Genomic DNA, 19,926 nt, shown 5'->3' on the forward strand with positions numbered 1-19,926 from the left:
AATTTATGTTAATTAAAAAGCTATAGATGTTTGTAATTTTTTAGTTCATTTCAATATAAAAAAACAAAAAGAACTTGTAGGGATTCCTACAAGTTCTTTTTAAGATAATGTAAAAAAGTTGAAACAAACTATCTCATAATTTGAATCGGAGCAAACATGATAACTACGGGTTAATTTTATTATATATCAAATATCAACAATTGGATTGAAAGAGTTTGAAAATTATGTGAATTAATGAAAGAGAAATAAAAATCCTATCTTTCACTTCTAAAAGCTTTGATTAAGTATTTTGTACAGACATTTTAAATCTACGTCTCTATCACTATTTAAGAGGAGATAAATATAAGAAATATAAATAATGCCCAGCTTCTATACCTTCCACTGATTTGCACCATCTTAATTTTAATACTATGTATTAGAATTTCATCCAAGTAGTATTTTTCTCAAGGATACATTGGTATATTTTGGAGTTAATCCTACTGTTTTTATGTTAAGATATTCTGGTTGTTATTTTTCTTTATTTTGGGAGGTTGGGAGTTTTGGTAAGGGCTTTTCATATGGATTTTAATTTCTATACAGAAAGCGTAAAAACTTTAGAATTATTAGGAAATCCTAGTCGCTTATTAATTGTTCGTGAATTGATTGTGCGTGGTTCTTTGTCGGTTTCTGAGTTAAGTAAACTAACGCAGATTTCGGAAGCTGTGATTTTACAGCATTTACGAAAATTAGTTCAGGGGAATATTGTGAAAAGTGAACGTAAAGGTAAACGACTTTATTGTAGATTAGAAGATAATAAAATAGTTGAGATTGTTAGGGTGTTAGGATTGGTGAAGTAATTCCAATTATTTTAAATGTACAATTTTATTTAAACAGTTTGTTATAGTATGATTGTGCACAATTGCAAAATAAAAAAGGTCCGTCTACGGAAATAGGTGGGCTATTTTATATTGGTGAGCATGTACAAGTATGATAGAATGAAAACAACTGTATATTGTGAGGGCGGGAGGTTGCTATCCTTTCTCTGATCTTAGAGAGGAAGGAGGTGACCGAATGGATTCTTTATTTAATTTATTGTACGACGCTGCTAAGGTATTCCTTACAGTATTTGCTACAGCTTATGCGAATGAGCTGGCGAAAAAGATTAACAGTAAACGAAATAAAAGAACCGCCCCAAATGCCGGCAAGCGAAAGGGCGGTTCTAAACGCAAAAAATAAGTTTAAGTAACCGACCACCTTGCGGTAGCAGTTACTAGAAGAGATGTTAGCGCATCTCTTCTTTTATTATATACATAAGATATTCCTGTGATACTATTAATGTAATTATATCAAACGTACATAAAAAATTCAAAGTGTATAAATGTATAAAAAATTGTACACAAAGAAAATTAATTTTAAGGTGCATTCTTCAGATTGGAACCATTTAAATTCTAATAACATGTATTGGTTATCATCTATCTTTATTTTATTATGTTAAACAATATTGGCCGATGAGAAATATAATTCAAATCTATTGTTTTCCTTTTAAATACTTTCGGATTCCTTAGCTTCATCGATATTTTAAAAAATTAAAATTAAAACTTACTTAAAACTAAACATAAAAAGTATGTACTACTGTCTATTGTGAGACAATTTCTTTGATAAATAACAATTGATTCTTATGCAATATTGCATAAGAATCAATTGTTACTCGTGCTATAATTTCAAGAGTAAACTGTTGCATCCAACATTTTATAAACTGCTATATTAATTAATATAGCAACCCTAATTACAGGAGAAAGGGAAGAATATTGGTGGTTCTTCCCTTTTTTCTATTTTTAACAGTCTAATGATTTATTCTATAGTCTAAAATATTTTTATAAAGTATGTTAAAACACTAAATTTTTAGTTAGCAAACTAGAGATAAATGCTTTATTAATGTTTCCACTATATTGAAAAGTTTTTACTCTAGAAACAATAAGAAAAGCAAAAAGAACTTGTAGAAATCACTACAAGTTCTTTTTGGGTTAAAGCGAATACAAGGGACACATAAATTATCTCATTATTCATAACGGGGAAACCATATTGATTACGGCTTAGTTCCATTATATAACAATCGATGAATGCTATAGGTTGATATTTTTGAAAATTATGTGAATTAAACTAAGGAGATAATACATCATTTAATAATCCTATTATTACTCAACTTTATAGAAAGGTATGTTCAAGCGTTGTCATAAGGGTTAGGGGATTTATTAAATAGAAATAATTAGTTGTAATATAAATGCAATTCATTCCTATCATTCTACAGAAAGAATTGCGTGTTTTGATATTTTAGGGGGACATTTTTTAATTAGCCTGATAATGATAGGTGCTACTTCTACTGTAAAATTTAAGTTAAACCATATATAAACTTAATATTCAGAATGTAATTGATAAATATACTAATTTAAACTATGTATTACAATAACTGTGTTAATCTTAATATAGTAAAAAAGAAGAAGAATAAGAAAATTAACAAACCTAGTATATATACTAGGTTTAATTTGTAGAAAAATACATAAGAGAATTTTAATTTATATTATTAATATTACATTTGATTTAATAATATCCTCGCTTATATATACCTTAACATTTTAACCTATAAATTAACAGTATTGTTATAATTTTCTAATTGATGTAACATTTAGGTTGTAAAGAAAAAACATAGGGAGGAAGTTTTATGAAGAATAAAATATTTTTATCTGTGCTGTCTTTCTTGATGGTAATTTCATTTTTAGTGCTACCTTCTAATACTCCAGAAGCAAACTCTTTTAATGGACAAGAAAGTTTAAAAATTGAAGGGCTGGAAAGTATTAGAGATGTAAATGGAAATCAGATTATTAGTGAAGATGACTTTTTTGAGTTTGCTGATGCGTTAGAACCAAAGCAAAATGAGGCGCTAGAAGTAAAATATTTTTATAATAATGGTGATGATAATACTTCAGTTTTAAATTTAAATGTGAAGAAACATGAAGGTGTCATTCAAGTTAATCTAGTAAATAGTATAGAAAAAGACACGCCAATTAGTGATGAAATTACAAATCAAACTATTTTAGAAAAAAATGTTTATCATGCAGCGTTAGCTAAGGGTAAAGGGAAACCAAAGCCAAAACCAAAACCAAAGGGAAGCAAAACAGTACCAACTAAAACGAATGGTGGTTCTAATAAAGGTGACTTCATTAATTCGCATGCATATGATAGACATAAATATGATGCGTCAAGGAAATCTACTAAGAATAGAACTCAATATGGAAAAAATGTTGATGTGAAAAAACTTAGAGAATCAACAATGAATGAACCAGATCAAGCATGGTCTGCTCGTGATAAAGGAGGACCTTGGAGAACATTCTATAGAAAAGAATTCAATAGTAATATAAGTACTGGAGATACTCCTACTGTTCATCATAGGGTTATCATTAATACAGAAGATAGTAGTAAAAGTACTCAATTTCCGCTATATTTAAAATAAAGGGAATGTTGAATTATGATCGAAAAATATACAACAGAAATTGTCATTGATGTTTACCGTAGAAGCGAAAGTGATTTAGAAAGCATGGTTGATGAGATAAAGGCTTATACAAAAACATATGAGCATGATAAAGTTACAGTTGTAGGGTTAAAAAAGGAAGATACATACTTTACAGATAAGGAACAGTATGTATTAACTTTACAGGTTGAAAGAGATATGCTTAATTTAGGTAGAAAGTATGAATACGAAGAAGAAAAGCTATTTGGCTTTTATGAAGATGAAGAAAATTAAATGTAGTTGAATTGTTTTTTTTAATAACATTAAAAAGCTTTCCGCAAAGGGAAGCTTTTTATGTTAAAGAAAAGCCATATTACGAAGTTGCACAAAAAAATTGGGTTAACTATTTACTATATTGATAATCCTATTATTTATATAATATAAATAATATTCTTGGTGCGAATAATAAAAAGATAGGTTGAATTTATACTCGCCACAAGTATTACTGCAGGGGGAACTAAGTTTATTTTTACTATGCATATTGGAGAACATTTCGAATCTTATTTTTTAATAAGGAAGGCATTTAAATTTCCGTAAAGTATTATACTGCGTAGTTGAAAAGGTTATATAATGGTTATGATATAATAAAATTCGATAATAACAAGGGGGATTAATTAAATGATTTTTCAAAGCATGATTACAGCTATTATAGAAAAATTACAAGAGACAGTGAATCCCTATTGGATAATTGTATTTGGATCTATAGCAGAGAACAGAGAACGGGAAGATAGTGATATTGATATAGCATATTTAAGTGACATAAATTTAGGGAATTATGAACGTTTTTTATTAGCACAGGAATTAGCAGATATTGTTCATAGAGATGTTGATTTAGTTGATTTATCAAAGGCTTCAACAGTTTTTCAAGCTCAGATTATACATACAGGAAAGACAATATTTTGTTCTGATGAAGAACGTAAGGTTATTTTTGAAATGAAGACTTTAAAAATGTATTCAAAATTGAATGAGGAACGCCAAATAGTGTTCGATGATATAAAGAAAAGAGGTTCTATATATGAAGAATGAAGTTATCTTGAACAAAATTTCTACAATAGAGCGTTGTATAAAGAGAATACAGGACGTATATGGAAATACTCCTAAAAATTTAGAGGATTATACAAAGCAAGATTCAATAATATTGAATATACAAAGAGCCTGTGAAGCGAGTATTGATTTAGCAATGCATATTGTTGCGGGTAAGAAATTAGGATTACCTCAATCTAGTCGAGAGGCATTTGATTTGTTAGTTGACGCGGATTTACTTAGTAAAGAATTGGCAAGTAAGTTAAAAGCAATGGTTGGGTTTCGAAATATTGCTGTTCATGATTATCAAAGTGTAAATTTAGATATTGTTCGTCAAATTATTGAAAAACATTTAACTGATTTTAAACTATTTACAAAAGAAGTGATGGGAATATTGGAATTATAGAAAGATTACGTCTTAGAATCATCGTTATATAGGTGAGGAGAGAGTGATATGCTCCTTTCTAATTTTAGGGTGAGACAGATAACTATTTAGTTGTTTACTTACTTCATGTAAATATGAAAGAAACAAGTATTATATGGCTGTACTGTAGAAAGATACTCCCCGAAGAGTGTCTTTCTTTAATTTATCCCGTTACATATAAAATATTAATTTTTTTGCTAAACTCTAATTTTTATATATAAACATACCTTAAACTCAAAAATATTCATCATGAAAAATAAGAAAGGTGAAATTAATGAAAAAATATTGGAATAAGCTATCATTGCTTCAAAAAAATGTATTACTAACTGTATTAGTAATTCTGACGCTTGTTGGAAGTATGGGGGCGTTAAGTTTTGATATGTTTCAAAATAGTATGATGTCTATATTTGAGAAGCAGTCTTTTGAAACAGGGGATACACTAATAAATCAATTAGATGTAGAAATAGTGAAAGATGTAGCAAAAGACCCCACAGCACAAAGAGTGAAGAAAGGAAAATTGACAGAGCAATTAGATAAAGCTACAAAAGATTTGAAAAGTGTCGGCCAAACATATGTTATAGGGGCCAAGTTAAATGATAAAGTTGAACTTCAAATAGTAGGTTTGGATACAGAATTAGCAAATGCAGTTTCTGTAAAACCAGGTGACTATTATAAACAGCCTACCCACTGGATGAAATCATACGATAAAGTAATGAAAACGAAACAGGCACAAATGACAGAAGTGTATGAAGATGAATTAGGTTCATGGGTAACAATTTTAGAGCCAATTATAGATGAAAATAAAAATATAATTGCAATTGTTGCAGCGGATTTAGACGCTTCTATCATTCCTATTACAAAGGAAAAATTTATAGTACAAGGTTTACTCTTTATTATAACTTCATTAACAATCGCAATTACGATTCAAATATTAATCTCACGAAATTCCCTATCGCCTTTAAAGGATTTACAAGAAGGCTTACGTAAAGTTGGTGAAGGTGATTTAAGTATTAAATTAAATGAAAGATCTGATGATATAGGGATAACCAATATTTATTTTAATAGCACTATTGAAAAGTTTAATAGGATTATAGATAAAGTAAGGCAGACTGCTGAACAGGTTTCGACATCTTCACAGGAATTATCGGTAAGTACAAAAGAGAATAGCATGTCATTTCAAGAGATTGCAAGCTCTATGACAGGATTAAAATTAGGTGCACATTCTTATGAACATATAGTGCAGAAATGTTTAGGAATTGTTCAAGAATTGGAAAGTAAGATGGTAGAAATTAAAGGATCTGTAAAACAAATTACGACTGCTTCGGAAGTCATGGAACAGCATTCTCTAGAGGGGGAAAATTTGATTAAACAAATTGTGAATCAAATGAAAATAATCCGAGATACAGTTCAAGATACATCTTCTAGTATTTATGCATTTGAATCAAGATCCAAGGAAATTAGTGAAATAGTCACTGTAATTACGACTATTTCGAATCAAACAAATTTATTAGCTTTAAATGCTTCTACAGAACACTCATGTACTGGAGAGTATGATAAAGGATTTTCAGTTGTTGTAGATGAGATACGTAAATTAGCCAAAAAAACCGAGATATCTGCAAGGGATATAGCTAAATTAACTAGTGAAATCCAAGCTGAAGCAGAAGAGTTCAAAGGAAGTGGAATCAGGAATAAAACTTTTTCAAAGTAGTGGTGCTTTCTTTGAAAAAAATTCAAAATCTGCACAATTTGTTACAAATCAAATTAAAGCGACTTCGATTAATTCAAGAGATATTTTAGAAAGTAATCAATCCATTGTTCAGGGTGTAAATGAATTATCATATATTGCAAATACATATGTGAATAGTAGTAGTAATGTTGAGATAAGTATGAAAGAACATCAAATGTATGTACAAGATATTGCAGAGCTAGCAAATTCTTTGAATTGGCTCTCCCAAGAATTACAGGAATTAATAGGGGGATTCAAAAGTAAGTAGGGTAGGAGAAGGCGTAGGTAAGACCCGTACCTTTATTTATTCAAATATATGGGATGAAGCCGAGGTATATAAGTAAAATAGCTAAAGGAATAATTTTTTACATATTTTATTGGAAGTAGAGCATGATATTACCAAGTTAAACGGAAGTGTGTAAGAAATGTAAATTCGTGAAAATAATAATTCAAACGAAATCTTGGTAGCAACTGCAACAAGCGCTATTGAGCGAATGAAATATGAAATCGCTCAGGAATTTGGGGTTAAACTTGGACCGGATTCAACAGCACGAGCAAATGGTTCAGTAGGTGGAGAAATTACGAAACGTTTAGTTCATATGGCGCAAGAACAATTATCAGGTCAATATAAAATTTACTAAAGTTAAAGGTATATCTCATTGAAGAGATATACCTTTTTAATTTGTTTTTAAAGAGGGTAGTTAAATTCTTATATTAGTTAAGTTTAGAAACTGCAAATTTTGCTGTGAAATTCATCTTCTTCATGTAAGAAGAATTTACTCCTGCTTGAAATTGAACAGAAATATTACCATCTTTTTGTGCTTTGAATACACGGCCATATGGTGAATTAGCATTGTATGTGCCAATTACTTCATTATCTGCATCAAAGATCGTATAAGAAATTGGGAATCCAGAATTTTGTACAAAGACTGTAAGTTCTTCCCCTTTATTAAGATCAAATGATTCTTTTTGAGAAACTTCATAGGAACTCATGGAGTAATATTTTGTAAATTCTTGAATTTCCAAATTCGTAGTTGCTGCACTTGCTTTTGATGCCTCTGCTCCTGGTAAGTTCATACCTGATAGTACTGCAATTCCTAGTGCCCCTGCTAAAATTACTTTTTTCATAATTCTAGTTCCTCCTTTAATATATTGTGAGATTTGAAAAGGAAGTGAAAACACACTTCCTGAAACCATTATAGTTACAATGAGAATGATTTTCAACAAGATTTGATATGTAATTTTGCATACATAAGATGTTGATATAAGGTAATAAATAAAATGTTTCAATGTTGATAAAATTCTATTTTTGGGATTATTAAACAAAAATGAGATATTGTGTGTTACGATAAAGAGGCAACAAAGCACACCATCCTGATAATATTATGTATATTTACCCTATGTATGTCGTTTGTATTAGAAATAAGAAGTCTCTTTTTAAGAGACTTCTTATTTTGTATGGAGGGTTATTACAGAAGGTCGATTATAATCAAATTATTTTAATTACCGTGGTAGGTATTGCCACAATTTATTATATACAAAATGCTGAAAAATCAACTAAAAAAGCATTAAATAAGAGTAGGATTTAAAAATGAAGATAAAAACATTTGAAATGCCTGAGAAACGATTTGGAAAACTATTAGAGCACATAATTACTGTGGGATTTGTAGGTGCTGTAACAGGACAGAGTGAGAAGAAGTTAGAGTTTACATCAGGTTTATTAGAATCTGTATTCATAAATGTAAAAGAAGCCATTCAATTTCAAGAGATGAAAGAGAGTATTACAAAAGCCTCTGTAAAAACAGAGGCTAGTATGTTAGAGAAAGATAGTTGATTTATGGAAGCGTATGTAGGAATAATCAATGATATGTTTGTTATTTCTGGATTATTTGTAGGGTTTTTATCTGTTCTAAAAGAATTAAATTGTTTTGTTCAATCATCTTTGCTACTGCTTCAAAATAGGCTTGATTATCCAGAACCTCAATCTGCTTCTCTTTAGGAAGCGATTGTAGTATTTCTTTTATTTCTTTACACTCGTATATGTCATTCTCAGAGTCTTCGATTAATCTATTGCGACGATTTGTGTACTCAAGTGCGCCTAAAGTTGCTAATGCGCGAGTATCTAGTCCTAGGATTTCCATACATTCATCTCCTTTCCTCTACAATAATTCGATGGAGTGAAGGAGATTCCTTTCGTGATTGGATTATATAGCATGTTACTTATTTGTGGTAATGCAATAGAATTAAATTTGAGCTACTCGTTATTTAGCAAAAAAATGAACTGAGCGCGACTTCGTGGTAATCTAAACCTAGATATCCAATGCTTGTACAGATTGTGGGTATTTTAAATGGAGGAGATTTAATCCGATAGTGATAAAGAAAATTGAAGACAATATAAGGTTGATTTCGCATTAAGTCGAGCGATGACACATACTAATAAAATGTTATTGAATTTGAAGAAGTTAAAGTATGAAAGATGTCATTTATAGTCGCTCTAATATCTATTGCAATTTCTGTATATAAAAAAGGTAGCTACACAAAAAGTGTAACTACCTTTTTTCACAAAAACATTATTATTCTAATAAAAACTCTAGCGTAAACTTGCACTTAGAGGCACTTGAGAATAAACAGTGAAATTACTACCATAAGTACCGTGTCTAGAAAATGAGGAAGAAATCGAGCTGTTCCAACTTTTGTAGGAAGATCCAGATGTATCTGCTCTTAGAAGTACGTTTGAAAAGCTAGCTTGGCTAAAAGAATTACGCCCAGCATCTTCAACTCCCTGAACCATTTTTACTGGTTCATATTGAGAAAAAGTACCGTAGACAGGCTGATTTGTGTATCTAGGGCTTCCATTTACATACATAGTAACCGTACCATTTCCGTTATTAACTAATTTAAGGTTGACTCGATCACCATCTTTAATTGATGTATCATACTGTGTGTTCCAATATTTACTGTTTTGACCTGATTCATTATATCCTGAATTAAGAAATACTTTATATCCATTTGGTGTTTTTGAAATACCACCTTCAACTTTAGATGCTCCAATACCTAAATACCAATTCACATATCCATCCTTAACAACTACTGATTTTGGTAGATTTATATCAGCCGCAATCCCAGTATATTTACTATTTGTAACACTCTTTACAGCACCTTCTGTAGCTGCAAAACTTGTAGTTGAAAACATAGATAAAGAAATTAGAAGTGAACCAACTAGATACATCATTTTTTTCTTACTTTTCCTTAATACTTGATTCATTTTAGGTCCCCCTGACTTTTTATTATTAAATTGCATTGAAAGTTGGCCAACTAACTACGACTTACAACGCAAAGATACATCAGGTTTCGTTGTATGTATATATTTTCCTGTTATAAGTCATTAAAATGTCAAATAGATTGAATGTCTGATATTTATCAATATAGGGAATGTTGACAGAATAGAATGGTATTCCAGTTTTAATTTAGTAACGATTTTAAATAATATTATTGAGCCTATAAACATGTTGGGTATAATATGTAATACCCATTCATGTGTGAGAAATAAATATGGCATTAATATAAGTAGAAAAGGATATATTAGAAATTTTTAGGCTAGAATACCTGCAAGTGAAATTTCCTTATAAATTTAGAGAATAAACTAATGGATTTTTTTGTTTAGTAAATATAAAGTTGAGGCAAAAAAAGTGATTTGTAAATTATTTTTATAGTATTAGTTTTCATTATGAGAGCACGTTTAAGCTTATCAATATAGTTTAGTTAAATTTGATTTTAAACAGACCGCTCATATAAAGCGGTCTGTTTTGTGATAAATTTTGTAACTACTATACTATAACTAATCTTATATTGCGTTTAGTTCAAGAATTGAGAGTAAAAGAATAGTAATAGAAAAATTAATGTTTTACCAAATAATTTATAAAATAAACTCAAAGGAATTACAAGTTCTCCTATTGTAAAGCTTTTTAGTTTATTCTTAGTTGATCCTTTTATTAAATTTTTAAATGTTTGGAAGTTTATTCTATTAACAAAAGACCAACTTGGCACAACTTTTTTACCTAAATCTATTTTGAAAATGATATGAATACTATGGGCATTAAAGCCATTTATAATTAAAATAAGCGTAAATCCTAAAATAATGAACCAAGTCATTTTTCAGCACCTCCTTTCGGTATCTAATATTAAGATATTAAAACTGTTGCGAAAGTGTGCTATTGTCCATGAAAAATATTGAGAATTTATTGAGGAAACGTTGAGAATGTAGCAATGCTATTGATTATAGAAGAGTTAAGTATGTGCCTATATAGACGAACAAAAAGAATCTTTGTAATAAGCGCGTTAGTTATGTTTGCTTATCCATTAGCATAAGTGAGAGTATCCCAATAATCTTTAGAGAGATTAGGACAGAATGTTTTATCGTATTTCTTGTTGGGAGATATATTAGAAGGTAAAACACAGAAAACGAAGAGAGAACAGTTGCGTAGACTGTTCTCTTAAGGAGCGGAATTGCTGAATATGTTCAATGACAATGATTCAAGCATTCCATTAGTAGTATGCGCTTAAGTTTAAAATTTATACAAGAAGGTAGTTATAAGAAAAGCTGACTTTCCCTATCGTTTCAATTTAAATATTATTTACGGAGCTAATTTTTCAATGGTAGGCATAACAGCAATTGGTGGTAGAGATTTAGTCCATGCAGCTGCATATATGTTTAATTTTTCCCCTAATTTGTAGTTTTCGTCATTGGAAATAGGAACCCTCAAAATTTTATTATGGGAAACTAGCTCCCACCAATCAGTTTGATAAGCAAGTGCTTCATCTTTTGTAGAAGTGGCAGCAACTACTAAGTAATTGTTATCTACTGAAATGACATATCCAGTAAAAGGTTCTTGTTCTTGGCTCTGAATAGAATGAACAGAAGTATCGTTGAGCGAAATCTTATTAGAATCTGCAAAGGCTGGTGTTAATCCAAAAGTAAATCCACATCCTAATGTTAAAGCTGTTACGGTTGTTACGAATGTTTGTTTTTTGTGAAACATAATATATATCCTCCTCTTATATTTAATCACTACATTATCGACTTTCTAGTTATACATATATAAAGCCTTTTATTATTAAGTTGTTTAACAAATCTGTAACAAATATTCCATAAATGTTAATATTAACTATAAATGGGGTTGTATTTATGTTATAATTCACTAGGTGAACTATTATTGTTCCTTTCATCTCTTGATGAATATATACCCTTCCTTAATTGTAAATATGTTCGATTTTATTGGTGAAGAGGAGAGCGATTCCTCTTCTTTTTTCTTTATTAATATAGGATTTTATATAATGAACAGAAATAGAAACCTATATAGTTCTTTTTCTAGACATATTAACAATAAGGACAGTATTGAAATGCTAATTTCAAGTCTTAAATAGAAGGGGAAATTGGAGACCCTTATTATTCCTGTTTTTTTAATCATCACGAAGTTATAAAAAAGCACTCATTATGAGTGCTTTTTTATTATCTATCATATCTTTCGCCAGTCATATTAACTTTAATTTCACCGTGTTTCTTTTTATAAATTATTGCAGTATTTATTAAGAGCTCAATGCCCACGAACGTTGAATGTACTGATAACCTGTCCGTTATGAGTTACTTTATATTCATTTCCCTCTGTAATCCCCATATTGAAAGATACAGGAGTACGTAATCCTTTTGTAGTAACATTTTTAGAGGAAATTAATTTACCGAATTCATAGCTTTTGATGGTATATGTTACATTTGCATCTCCTACTATGTAAAAAGTACCTGTTGTATAACCTGGGACATTAGATCCGTTATAGTAATCATTGCCTAAAATAGAAACCTTTTGTATTGTGGCGTCACTAATAGCAGCTTCTGCTTTTGTTATTCCTAATTCTGGTGAATCTATCGTTGATACTCCTAAAACTCCCATTAATATCGCACCGGATAAAACAACCTTCTTAAACATGTAAACATCCCCTTTTTTTATAATATTAAGTATAATTGTTACTATATAAATATATAACAATTATATGTATATGTTAATATTTGGGATTTGATAAATATATAACGGAATATTCAGTTATATATTGAGGGTTTTTTATTTTTAATAAAGGTAATCTAAAGATGCTTATTGAAATAAAAAGAGCCTTTTATAATTAAGTTTTTATCAAGGCCTTAATTATAAAAACTCAAAAAATAAATTTAAAATAATCGCGCTCAGTGTTTAATATTTTAATTATAGAAGGTTATTCTTTGGGGATATAATAGTTATTGTGAATTCAGATACTTTAAATCAAATGATTACAAATAATGTTTAAAACTTCATATAGAACACACATTAACTCCATTACTAACACAAACTAAAGGTGTATACTTTTGTTATCATATTTCATAATGAATATTCTAACATACTAATATTATGTAATAAGGAAGTTGCGCTAAAATAGAAGAAAAAAAGGAGAGAAGATACTATGACAAGATTTACAAATCAGTATGTAGATAACACAATTTTAGAAGAGGATGTAGAGCTTTTAAAAGTTATGGCACACCCAATGCGTTTAAAACTAATCAGCGAGCTTTCAAAACATAAGACACTAAATGTGACTCAGATGACTGAAATTTTAAATATTCCACAATCCACAGTTTCTCAACACTTATCTAAAATGAAAGGTAAGGTTTTAAAGGGAAACCGTCAGGGATTAGAAATTTACTATAGTATTCAAAATACAAAAGCTGAAGAAATTATTGATCTATTAGGTCCATTACAATGATTATTTATTTTTTATAAAAAGACGCTCGATATAAAAATGAAGAAACCATTTTGAAAAAGGCTTTTCAAAATGGTTTCTTTCCTGTTAGCGTATTATTTCTTTTTGTGCTTGCCAAATAATTAAAGAACTTGTTTTAAGTACATATGTGAAATCAAGAGTATGAATAATAAAAGGAATAGTGGAAAATCACACCACTCGATTTTAAATTCATGAAGACATGTGTTTAATGGATAGTTAAAACTTCGTATCATTTCTTAACAACAAATAAGGCGCCAACCTAATTACGGCAGCGTTTATAACAATCATTATATACACTTAGTCAAGATTATTTATGATCACATTATTTACGTCCTTGTTTCCATACCCCATTCTTTTTATAATAAGTATTTTTGTCATTCATGAAGTCTGATGTATTACCAAGAATACTATATTTTTTGTTCTTTTTCTTAGTCTTCTTCTTTAGTCTTTTTTCTTCTTGAATAGCTTGCAAATCCGCTTTCCATTGTTTTAATAATCCCTTTTTATCTCGCATCAAATTTGTACCCCTTGGATTAAAATGTGAATTCAATAACTAGATTCCACCTATGTGTATTGCTTACCTTTCAATCCAAAATCCCATTTTGTTTTTCTTTATAAATTTCTTTTCTTAAGTATTCGAGAGTAATTGGAATTCTTCTTTATTCTTACCATTAATCTCTTTTTTTTATTTAATTATTGATTTAATATTTTTTCTGTTTTGAAGAGGCGTAATTTCTCCTCTAATAAAAAATTCTTTTTTTCTCCGTCACCCTTTTTACTCATTTTTTAAGAATTACAGTTTTTTGCATTAGAGTAAAGGATTCAGTTTTTTCTACTTTTACAATTGCTTTAGTTTTTTTGATAATTCTTCTTACTATAATAATTCATTAAGTATATTTTTACCATATATCTCCTGTAATTATCCATTTAACAAAAATATAAGTATAAAAATATTTATTAAATAAAAATACCCTGCCAAGATGAAAGGTCTAAAAGGGATGAGAAACAAAAGAGGGAGGGAGAAGTGAGAAGAGTGACTTAAATAGATCCTAGCTTTCAATCAAGATTCGTAGCTGAGCGTTTGTTGGAGTAGTATGTAAAATGCACATGGTCAAATTAGTGATAATTACGTTAATGAAATGTTTTCTGTTTATGGAGTTAAATAATGAGCAATATAGTTTTTTTAATATTGTTTATTAGAAGTTATTTATAATACTAGTTAGAGAGGGTCCAGAAATTTGAAAATAAATTGAGATAAAGTGAGGACTTATATTAGCATTTAGGGAAAAATGACTGAGTGTACGTATGGGTCATTAGTTTTCTTTGAGGTCACTACATTAAGCTTATCATAATAAATAAATTTATTATAGACTATGAATGAAATTAGTTATTATTTATAATTAAGGAAAATAATTACTTAAAAGGAGAATGTTATATGAAATTTTTATCTAAAAAAATTTTAGCAGGACTAATAGTAGGGGCTATGAGTATATCCGTATTAACTCCTTCAATTAATGCTGAGATTAACGATTCGCAAAAAGAGGCAAATTCTACAGCTCAAATGATTGAGAAAAATACAGGAATTGATGACGTTTTAAATAATTTTAAAATAGAATCAAAGGAAACAAAGGTTATTGAAAATGCATCAGGTACAGTTAATATCCCAACTACATTAAACTCAGAACCTATTACTATCAAGGATAGAACAGAATCTTTACATATTTCTCTCCCGGAGCTAAATTCAAGCGAAGTTATTCAAACAAATAATGGGACTCTTATTTATCAAGATGAAAATCAACCAGCTGATTTAGCGGTACAAACTACTAAAGATGGTGTGCGATCGCTAATTAAAATTAAAAATCAATCTGCGCCAAAAGAATACGAGTTTGCTATTGATATCCCTAATGGTGGTAAACTAGTTTCATCTGCTGAATATTTGGGTCAGGAATTTGATACAGGAGAAGTATTTATAGTTGATGCTGAAAATATTATTCAAAGTGTCTTTATGCCTGCTTGGGCGAAAGATGCAAATGGAAATCCTGTTTCTACACATTATAAGGTTGATGGAAACAAATTGATTCAAGTTGTAGATTTTGATGAAAATACTGCATTTCCAGTGATTGCTGATCCAGATTGGATTAAAATAGGTAAATGTTCTGCTGCTTTAGCTGCTTTTGTTGGTGGAAATTTAATTGCTGTTTCTAAGTTGCTTAAAATTAAAAAATATATTAATGCTTTAGGTGGTTTTGGAGAAGCTGCAAAACTTCTTGTACAAGCATCTACTTGGGAAGAAAGAATGCGTGTAGGTGGACAAGCTCTTGTAGGATTAGCTGGAGAATTAACTGGTGCTACAGGTGTTTGGGCAGCATGTAAATAGGTTTTGTAATGGAATATATACTTACTGGAATTAATGTTTTATTTGGCTTACTTATTTTGATATCTGGATTAGTATACTTTAAAAATACAGTTAGGGCTTACAAAGATGATATTAGGACTAAAAATAGAATTAAAGAATCTAATCTTTCTATCATATTAGATATTGTTTTTATCTGTATTTTTATACTTATGCCAACTTGGCTTACTTATTCAAAAGTTGATTTTTTAGTAGATGTAATATTACCTGGCTGTATTATTGTAGGCGGAGTAAAAAGTATTCAATATCTTTTTCCTAATAAGCTATTAAATAAAAAATATCTAGAATATCTTATATTTATTATTTTAGGTATTTTAAACGGGATACTCATTTAATGATAAGGTAATAAACTAAGAAGTCTAGCTAATTGAATTGAACCTGAATAGTGGTACATGAGAAAAACACCTTGTGAATTCGCATACTAAGTATGCAAGTTCAATAGAGGTGTTTTTTTCTTTAATAATTTTATGTATGGTATTAAATTATTTTGTTAATGTTAAGAATGGGCTTCGTGTTACTATTTCTTTACTTTTTGGAATGTTATAGAGTTGTTCATTCTTATATCTTCCTAAAAGTTTGTTTCTGTACCTAGCTGTGGCGCTATGTGGGTAGGAAATACTACATAAAATGCTGTTCTGTTTAAAATTTGTGCATATTTTATCCATGATTTTTATTAGCATTACCTTTTGAACATTTAGTAGAGTAGTTGAGTCAAGGGAATAAGATTAACTTAGAAAAGGCAACCAAAATGATTATACAGGGCTAAGAAATTGCTAATAAGAAAGAAGAATTAATCTTTTATTACATAAAATCATATAAGTTTCATCAACAACATAGCGTTATGGTAAAAGAAATAAGATATAGTGGGTAAACCAATTATAAATGGATATAATACTAGTTAATTTGATAGGTTAGCGGATTAAATTAATTGAAGGTGTCATGGGGAAAAGTAGAAAAAGAATTCAATCGATCATCACACGTCTTCAGTTACTAGCTACATATCCCCTTTATTCTGTTGCCAGGTTAGAAAGCTATCGATTACGAATGTTTTATTAATTAGAGGTATACATCAATTCATAATTTACTTACATAGTTAGTATAAAAAGGAGACATCTATTAAGATGTCTCCTTTTTATACAATTCATATTAAGAAGGTGTTCAATTGCTTAAAAACTATGAAAAAACAATAATCATCGAGTAAAGTTATTGTAGCATCAATAAATAGGATTTTCATATGAAATGTTGCATATATAGATTTTATGGGTCTTATTTGTATATTTTAATTTTTTATCTATATTATTTTTGATTACTCTAGTAATGTTTTTTTCCATAAGATATCTTTTTATGGCATCTCGTTAATCTATATTGTCTTTTTTAAATATCACATAGAAAACTAGCCTTTTGTAGATTATTAGTTTTTGTATTAAAAGTAGTAGATTGATTATCATACAAGTCAAACATTATGTTAAATTGCATATTCAAAGAAGAACATTTTGTTAACGTTTTCAAAATAAGGAATATTCTTATATATTTCTGTTATCATCGAAGTTGTACTTATATAAAAAGAAGGGGATGTTTATATGTTAAAAAAGGTTGCATTAGGTATATCATCTTTAACAATGGCAGCGGTAGTAGGTTTAGGAATGGCACCTGAGGCATCAGCAGGGCCGGCAGCACCATTAACTTCTTTAAATGTAATTAAGGTTGAATCACAATTAGGTGGGGTAGAAACCATTAACCCTAATAGTTTTAGTACAACTAGAGATCATGGTGGAAGTTATTTATATGTATATACTAGAGAAATTGGTTATGGGCAATTTCCTTTTGCAAAAATGAATGGATTTGATGTGAAAAGTGTTGATTCACAGAGAATTGGTGGAAATCCTATAATTGGTTGGGAGTATAAATGGGATGTATCAAAGTTTAAAGAAGGAACTTTCGAGTATCAAAAAACTTCAATAAACCATCCTAGAAATACATTACGAACTTCTATATATATAAAATAATACCTTAATATATCATAAAAAATCCCTACACAATGTGTGGGGATTTTTTGTAGATAAGAAATTATATTTCAATTTAAAAATGAAAACATAAGAAGAGTTTTAAAGTTTATTCTATTTTTCGTTTAATTTTCATCAATGTAATTACTTATATCGAATAAGTCAGTGATATGAATGTTAAAGTATACTTTAAATATACTTAATGAATCAGATACTTTTATTTACCTTAAATATAGTCGTTTTGTTTCTAGTTCCGTAATTAATCCTATTTTCTGCATTATGTTGTTGTAATAGGTAAATTGTAAGAAATGACATCAAGCATAATGTCATTTCTTACAGACGAATATAGTTTTATTATGAAAGTTATTATGAAATTGAAAAAAGTCCTAGGAAGACCAGGAATTTTTACGAAGAGATATGAATTTCTAAGGACCTCATTAAGATAACATATGAATGTTCCGCAAATGCAACAAAAGTGAACAAGCTAATTATTTGAATGAAAACTGACAGATGAAATGTTAAGGTGGCATTAATTGTTACTAGAATAGATATTAATTTTATTATTAAGCTTTTTAATTGGTACTTTTGTTTTTATTTTTAGAGGGATTGGTTTCGGAGATTGCTCCGATTAAAGTCATAAAAATTGCACTCCATGCTCAAAAGGAGAACATAGCACATCATAATAATAAAGTGAATATACATTACATTATATAAATCAAAAAATATTGAGTTTAGAAGAAGGATAGAAAATTCTTATTTAATTAAAGAATCCCTAGACTTAGGGGTCAAGGGATTCAGGTTTTGGTATATCTCACACGATATTATAAAAAAGAATAGAACTTACTAAAGATAACACATGAATGTTTCATAAATGTATCAAAAAGAGAGGATACTATTAGAAAAATTCCTAATAAGCTATCATCTTTATTTTAATTATTTATAAAGCCTTCAAAAATACTTTTAAAATAAATATCTTATTGGATTTTAGCACGAATGTATTAGTAAAGCCCAGTCAAAAAATGTGAATTAGAAAACAATATTTTAGAGGTTGTTTTTTAAAATGGCAAAGAGTAACTCTTACCGTATTCTTTGTTCACATATTATATGATTATTAGTAAAAATCTAAGGCTCTTGATAATGAAAAATAAAGAAGAAACATTTTAATAGAATTATATTTATTTTTTTTAATTCTACTACCTGTTCATTGTATGACATTATAATGAGAAAAATTTGTTTGTCTTCTTAAAGTATCTTATTTGTCCTTTTAAACTAATTAATTTTGGGGAAGTAAAACTTGAAAAGCAGGAACACAAGATGATAAATGAAACCTCAAAATAATAATTATTTGGTTTCTTTTTTTATGACTATAACAAGAATTTGTTTCTTTAGTTCTTTCTATTATTGTTGTTGTTGTAAAAAATAATTGATAATTTTATAAAACATATATTTTGAATAAAATAATAATTAAATTTATAATTATAAAGGTATGTTGTTTAAGTATTAAAAATGAGGAAAGATAGATGAAGATAACATTTGATGTAATAAAAGAGGGGAATTTTGATTTTACTTTATTAGAAGCGAGATTACTGAAAACTTTTAAATTAGTGGATAGTGAGGCAGTAATTGAAAAAGTTCAAAATAAAATTTTTGAAAAGGATGATATACAAACGCATTTAGCAGAGATTACTATTAATGTTACAGGAAAGAATATTGGCTATAGATCTGTTTCAGCCAGTATATTTATTGTTTTAGAAAGTTTATCAATAAAGCTATTTAATATTAGTATCAGTAGATATTAATTGATTGGAATTGGTGGTTTTTATTATTGTGTAGAATTTACATATTAAGAACGGTTCAAGGTTAATACTTAGTAGATGGATGTACAGTTGAAAAATGTTTACGAAAGAGCATTTTTAATAAGGATAAGCATAAATTAGAGTGTAGGATAAGTTTAGTTTACTAGCCTTTAACCTATTTCAATACTCATTG

General features: G+C 28.9%; 20 protein-coding genes and 1 pseudogene. 14 read left to right on the top strand and 7 right to left on the bottom strand.

Features of this window, described 5'->3' with window-relative positions; all coding sequences use genetic code 11:
• Window positions 1-557: 557 nt before the first annotated feature.
• The 8 genes and pseudogenes from DN399_RS27595 to DN399_RS27625 all read left to right on the top strand — a co-directional run bounded on the left by DN399_RS27595 (window position 558) and on the right by DN399_RS27625 (window position 7,358).
• The gene (locus tag DN399_RS27595) at window positions 558-836 is read left to right on the top strand and encodes an ArsR/SmtB family transcription factor (RefSeq protein ID WP_002042350.1); all 279 of its coding nucleotides are present in this window, start codon (window positions 558-560) and stop codon (window positions 834-836) included.
• A gap of 214 nt (window positions 837-1,050) precedes the next feature.
• On the top strand, window positions 1,051-1,215 hold the full coding sequence (locus DN399_RS28230; protein WP_000377655.1) for a hypothetical protein: 165 nt from the start codon (window positions 1,051-1,053) through the stop codon (window positions 1,213-1,215).
• Between the two features lie 1,483 nt (window positions 1,216-2,698).
• Window positions 2,699-3,487 (top strand): hypothetical protein, encoded by a 789-nt coding sequence (locus DN399_RS27600; protein ID WP_000790907.1) that lies wholly within the window; start codon window positions 2,699-2,701, stop codon window positions 3,485-3,487.
• A gap of 15 nt (window positions 3,488-3,502) precedes the next feature.
• The gene (locus DN399_RS27605; RefSeq protein ID WP_000570854.1) at window positions 3,503-3,778 is read left to right on the top strand and encodes a hypothetical protein; all 276 of its coding nucleotides are present in this window, start codon (window positions 3,503-3,505) and stop codon (window positions 3,776-3,778) included.
• A gap of 384 nt (window positions 3,779-4,162) precedes the next feature.
• Window positions 4,163-4,570, top strand: coding sequence for a type VII toxin-antitoxin system MntA family adenylyltransferase antitoxin (gene mntA / locus DN399_RS27610; RefSeq protein ID WP_000577214.1), 408 nt, complete (start codon window positions 4,163-4,165; stop codon window positions 4,568-4,570).
• Window positions 4,560-4,973 (top strand): type VII toxin-antitoxin system HepT family RNase toxin, encoded by a 414-nt coding sequence (gene hepT / locus DN399_RS27615; RefSeq protein ID WP_000787551.1) that lies wholly within the window; start codon window positions 4,560-4,562, stop codon window positions 4,971-4,973. Before mntA ends, hepT begins: the two co-directional genes overlap by 11 nt.
• Window positions 4,974-5,265: 292 nt before the next feature.
• A pseudogene (locus DN399_RS27620) lies at window positions 5,266-6,985 on the top strand (methyl-accepting chemotaxis protein).
• Window positions 6,986-7,148: 163 nt separating this feature from the next.
• Window positions 7,149-7,358, top strand: coding sequence for an alpha/beta-type small acid-soluble spore protein (locus tag DN399_RS27625; protein ID WP_149150183.1), 210 nt, complete (start codon window positions 7,149-7,151; stop codon window positions 7,356-7,358).
• Window positions 7,359-7,431: 73 nt separating this feature from the next.
• On the opposite strand, the gene DN399_RS27630 is transcribed toward DN399_RS27625, so the two are convergent.
• Entirely contained in the window at window positions 7,432-7,845 is a 414-nt protein-coding gene (locus DN399_RS27630) for a hypothetical protein (protein WP_149150184.1), read from the bottom strand.
• A 463-nt stretch (window positions 7,846-8,308) separates the two neighbouring features.
• Here DN399_RS27630 and DN399_RS27635 point away from each other — a divergent pair, with 463 nt between their 5' ends.
• On the top strand, window positions 8,309-8,551 hold the full coding sequence (locus DN399_RS27635; protein ID WP_149150185.1) for a hypothetical protein: 243 nt from the start codon (window positions 8,309-8,311) through the stop codon (window positions 8,549-8,551).
• Window positions 8,552-8,591: 40 nt separating this feature from the next.
• Here the strand turns inward: DN399_RS27635 and DN399_RS27640 are convergent, their stop codons facing one another.
• The 5 genes from DN399_RS27640 to DN399_RS27660 all read right to left on the bottom strand — a co-directional run bounded on the left by DN399_RS27640 (window position 8,592) and on the right by DN399_RS27660 (window position 12,698).
• Entirely contained in the window at window positions 8,592-8,858 is a 267-nt protein-coding gene (locus DN399_RS27640) for a hypothetical protein (RefSeq protein WP_000404247.1), read from the bottom strand.
• Between the two features lie 449 nt (window positions 8,859-9,307).
• A complete protein-coding gene (locus DN399_RS27645) occupies window positions 9,308-9,982 on the bottom strand; it encodes a hypothetical protein (RefSeq protein ID WP_001077584.1) in 675 nt (224 codons plus the stop codon).
• A gap of 590 nt (window positions 9,983-10,572) precedes the next feature.
• The gene (locus DN399_RS27650) at window positions 10,573-10,869 is read right to left on the bottom strand and encodes a hypothetical protein (RefSeq protein WP_000219746.1); all 297 of its coding nucleotides are present in this window, start codon (window positions 10,867-10,869) and stop codon (window positions 10,573-10,575) included.
• A gap of 482 nt (window positions 10,870-11,351) precedes the next feature.
• Window positions 11,352-11,756 carry a DUF3221 domain-containing protein gene (locus DN399_RS27655; protein WP_149150186.1) on the bottom strand — a complete coding sequence of 135 codons (405 nt, stop codon included), beginning with the start codon at window positions 11,754-11,756 and terminating at the stop codon, window positions 11,352-11,354.
• Window positions 11,757-12,311: 555 nt separating this feature from the next.
• Window positions 12,312-12,698 carry a hypothetical protein gene (locus DN399_RS27660; RefSeq protein WP_098364375.1) on the bottom strand — a complete coding sequence of 129 codons (387 nt, stop codon included), beginning with the start codon at window positions 12,696-12,698 and terminating at the stop codon, window positions 12,312-12,314.
• Between the two features lie 505 nt (window positions 12,699-13,203).
• Between DN399_RS27660 and pagR the strand changes: the two genes are divergently transcribed.
• Window positions 13,204-13,503, top strand: a complete 300-nt coding sequence (pagR, locus tag DN399_RS27665; RefSeq protein WP_000196662.1) for a transcriptional repressor PagR — start codon at window positions 13,204-13,206, stop codon at window positions 13,501-13,503.
• A gap of 340 nt (window positions 13,504-13,843) precedes the next feature.
• On the opposite strand, the gene DN399_RS27670 is transcribed toward pagR, so the two are convergent.
• A complete protein-coding gene (locus DN399_RS27670) occupies window positions 13,844-14,035 on the bottom strand; it encodes a hypothetical protein (RefSeq protein WP_001205050.1) in 192 nt (63 codons plus the stop codon).
• 921 nt (window positions 14,036-14,956) lie between these two features.
• Between DN399_RS27670 and DN399_RS27675 the strand changes: the two genes are divergently transcribed.
• The 4 genes from DN399_RS27675 (at window position 14,957) to DN399_RS27690 (ending at window position 19,736) form a co-directional block, all read left to right on the top strand.
• A complete protein-coding gene (locus tag DN399_RS27675; RefSeq protein ID WP_048563929.1) occupies window positions 14,957-15,898 on the top strand; it encodes a hypothetical protein in 942 nt (313 codons plus the stop codon).
• 8 nt (window positions 15,899-15,906) lie between these two features.
• Entirely contained in the window at window positions 15,907-16,269 is a 363-nt protein-coding gene (locus DN399_RS27680) for a hypothetical protein (protein WP_048563928.1), read from the top strand.
• Between the two features lie 1,245 nt (window positions 16,270-17,514).
• On the top strand, window positions 17,515-17,940 hold the full coding sequence (locus tag DN399_RS27685; RefSeq protein ID WP_097822017.1) for a DUF4879 domain-containing protein: 426 nt from the start codon (window positions 17,515-17,517) through the stop codon (window positions 17,938-17,940).
• 1,517 nt (window positions 17,941-19,457) lie between these two features.
• Window positions 19,458-19,736 carry a hypothetical protein gene (locus DN399_RS27690; protein WP_000704697.1) on the top strand — a complete coding sequence of 93 codons (279 nt, stop codon included), beginning with the start codon at window positions 19,458-19,460 and terminating at the stop codon, window positions 19,734-19,736.
• Window positions 19,737-19,926 lie beyond the last annotated feature (190 nt).

It is taken from the genome of Bacillus sp. AR4-2 (assembly GCF_008274865.1).
Taxonomy (GTDB): domain Bacteria; phylum Bacillota; class Bacilli; order Bacillales; family Bacillaceae_G; genus Bacillus_A; species Bacillus_A cereus.

Coding starts and splice junctions, on each gene's coding strand:
- DN399_RS27595 (WP_002042350.1), top strand. CDS start 558: ATGGATTTTAATTTCTATACAGAAAGCGTAAAAACTTTAGAATTATTA.
- DN399_RS28230 (WP_000377655.1), top strand. CDS start 1,051: ATGGATTCTTTATTTAATTTATTGTACGACGCTGCTAAGGTATTCCTT.
- DN399_RS27600 (WP_000790907.1), top strand. CDS start 2,699: ATGAAGAATAAAATATTTTTATCTGTGCTGTCTTTCTTGATGGTAATT.
- DN399_RS27605 (WP_000570854.1), top strand. CDS start 3,503: ATGATCGAAAAATATACAACAGAAATTGTCATTGATGTTTACCGTAGA.
- mntA (WP_000577214.1), top strand. CDS start 4,163: ATGATTTTTCAAAGCATGATTACAGCTATTATAGAAAAATTACAAGAG.
- hepT (WP_000787551.1), top strand. CDS start 4,560: ATGAAGAATGAAGTTATCTTGAACAAAATTTCTACAATAGAGCGTTGT.
- DN399_RS27630 (WP_149150184.1), bottom strand. CDS start 7,845: ATGAAAAAAGTAATTTTAGCAGGGGCACTAGGAATTGCAGTACTATCA.
- DN399_RS27635 (WP_149150185.1), top strand. CDS start 8,309: ATGAAGATAAAAACATTTGAAATGCCTGAGAAACGATTTGGAAAACTA.
- DN399_RS27640 (WP_000404247.1), bottom strand. CDS start 8,858: ATGGAAATCCTAGGACTAGATACTCGCGCATTAGCAACTTTAGGCGCA.
- DN399_RS27645 (WP_001077584.1), bottom strand. CDS start 9,982: ATGAATCAAGTATTAAGGAAAAGTAAGAAAAAAATGATGTATCTAGTT.
- DN399_RS27650 (WP_000219746.1), bottom strand. CDS start 10,869: ATGACTTGGTTCATTATTTTAGGATTTACGCTTATTTTAATTATAAAT.
- DN399_RS27655 (WP_149150186.1), bottom strand. CDS start 11,756: ATGTTTCACAAAAAACAAACATTCGTAACAACCGTAACAGCTTTAACA.
- DN399_RS27660 (WP_098364375.1), bottom strand. CDS start 12,698: ATGTTTAAGAAGGTTGTTTTATCCGGTGCGATATTAATGGGAGTTTTA.
- pagR (WP_000196662.1), top strand. CDS start 13,204: ATGACAAGATTTACAAATCAGTATGTAGATAACACAATTTTAGAAGAG.
- DN399_RS27670 (WP_001205050.1), bottom strand. CDS start 14,035: ATGCGAGATAAAAAGGGATTATTAAAACAATGGAAAGCGGATTTGCAA.
- DN399_RS27675 (WP_048563929.1), top strand. CDS start 14,957: ATGAAATTTTTATCTAAAAAAATTTTAGCAGGACTAATAGTAGGGGCT.
- DN399_RS27680 (WP_048563928.1), top strand. CDS start 15,907: ATGGAATATATACTTACTGGAATTAATGTTTTATTTGGCTTACTTATT.
- DN399_RS27685 (WP_097822017.1), top strand. CDS start 17,515: ATGTTAAAAAAGGTTGCATTAGGTATATCATCTTTAACAATGGCAGCG.
- DN399_RS27690 (WP_000704697.1), top strand. CDS start 19,458: ATGAAGATAACATTTGATGTAATAAAAGAGGGGAATTTTGATTTTACT.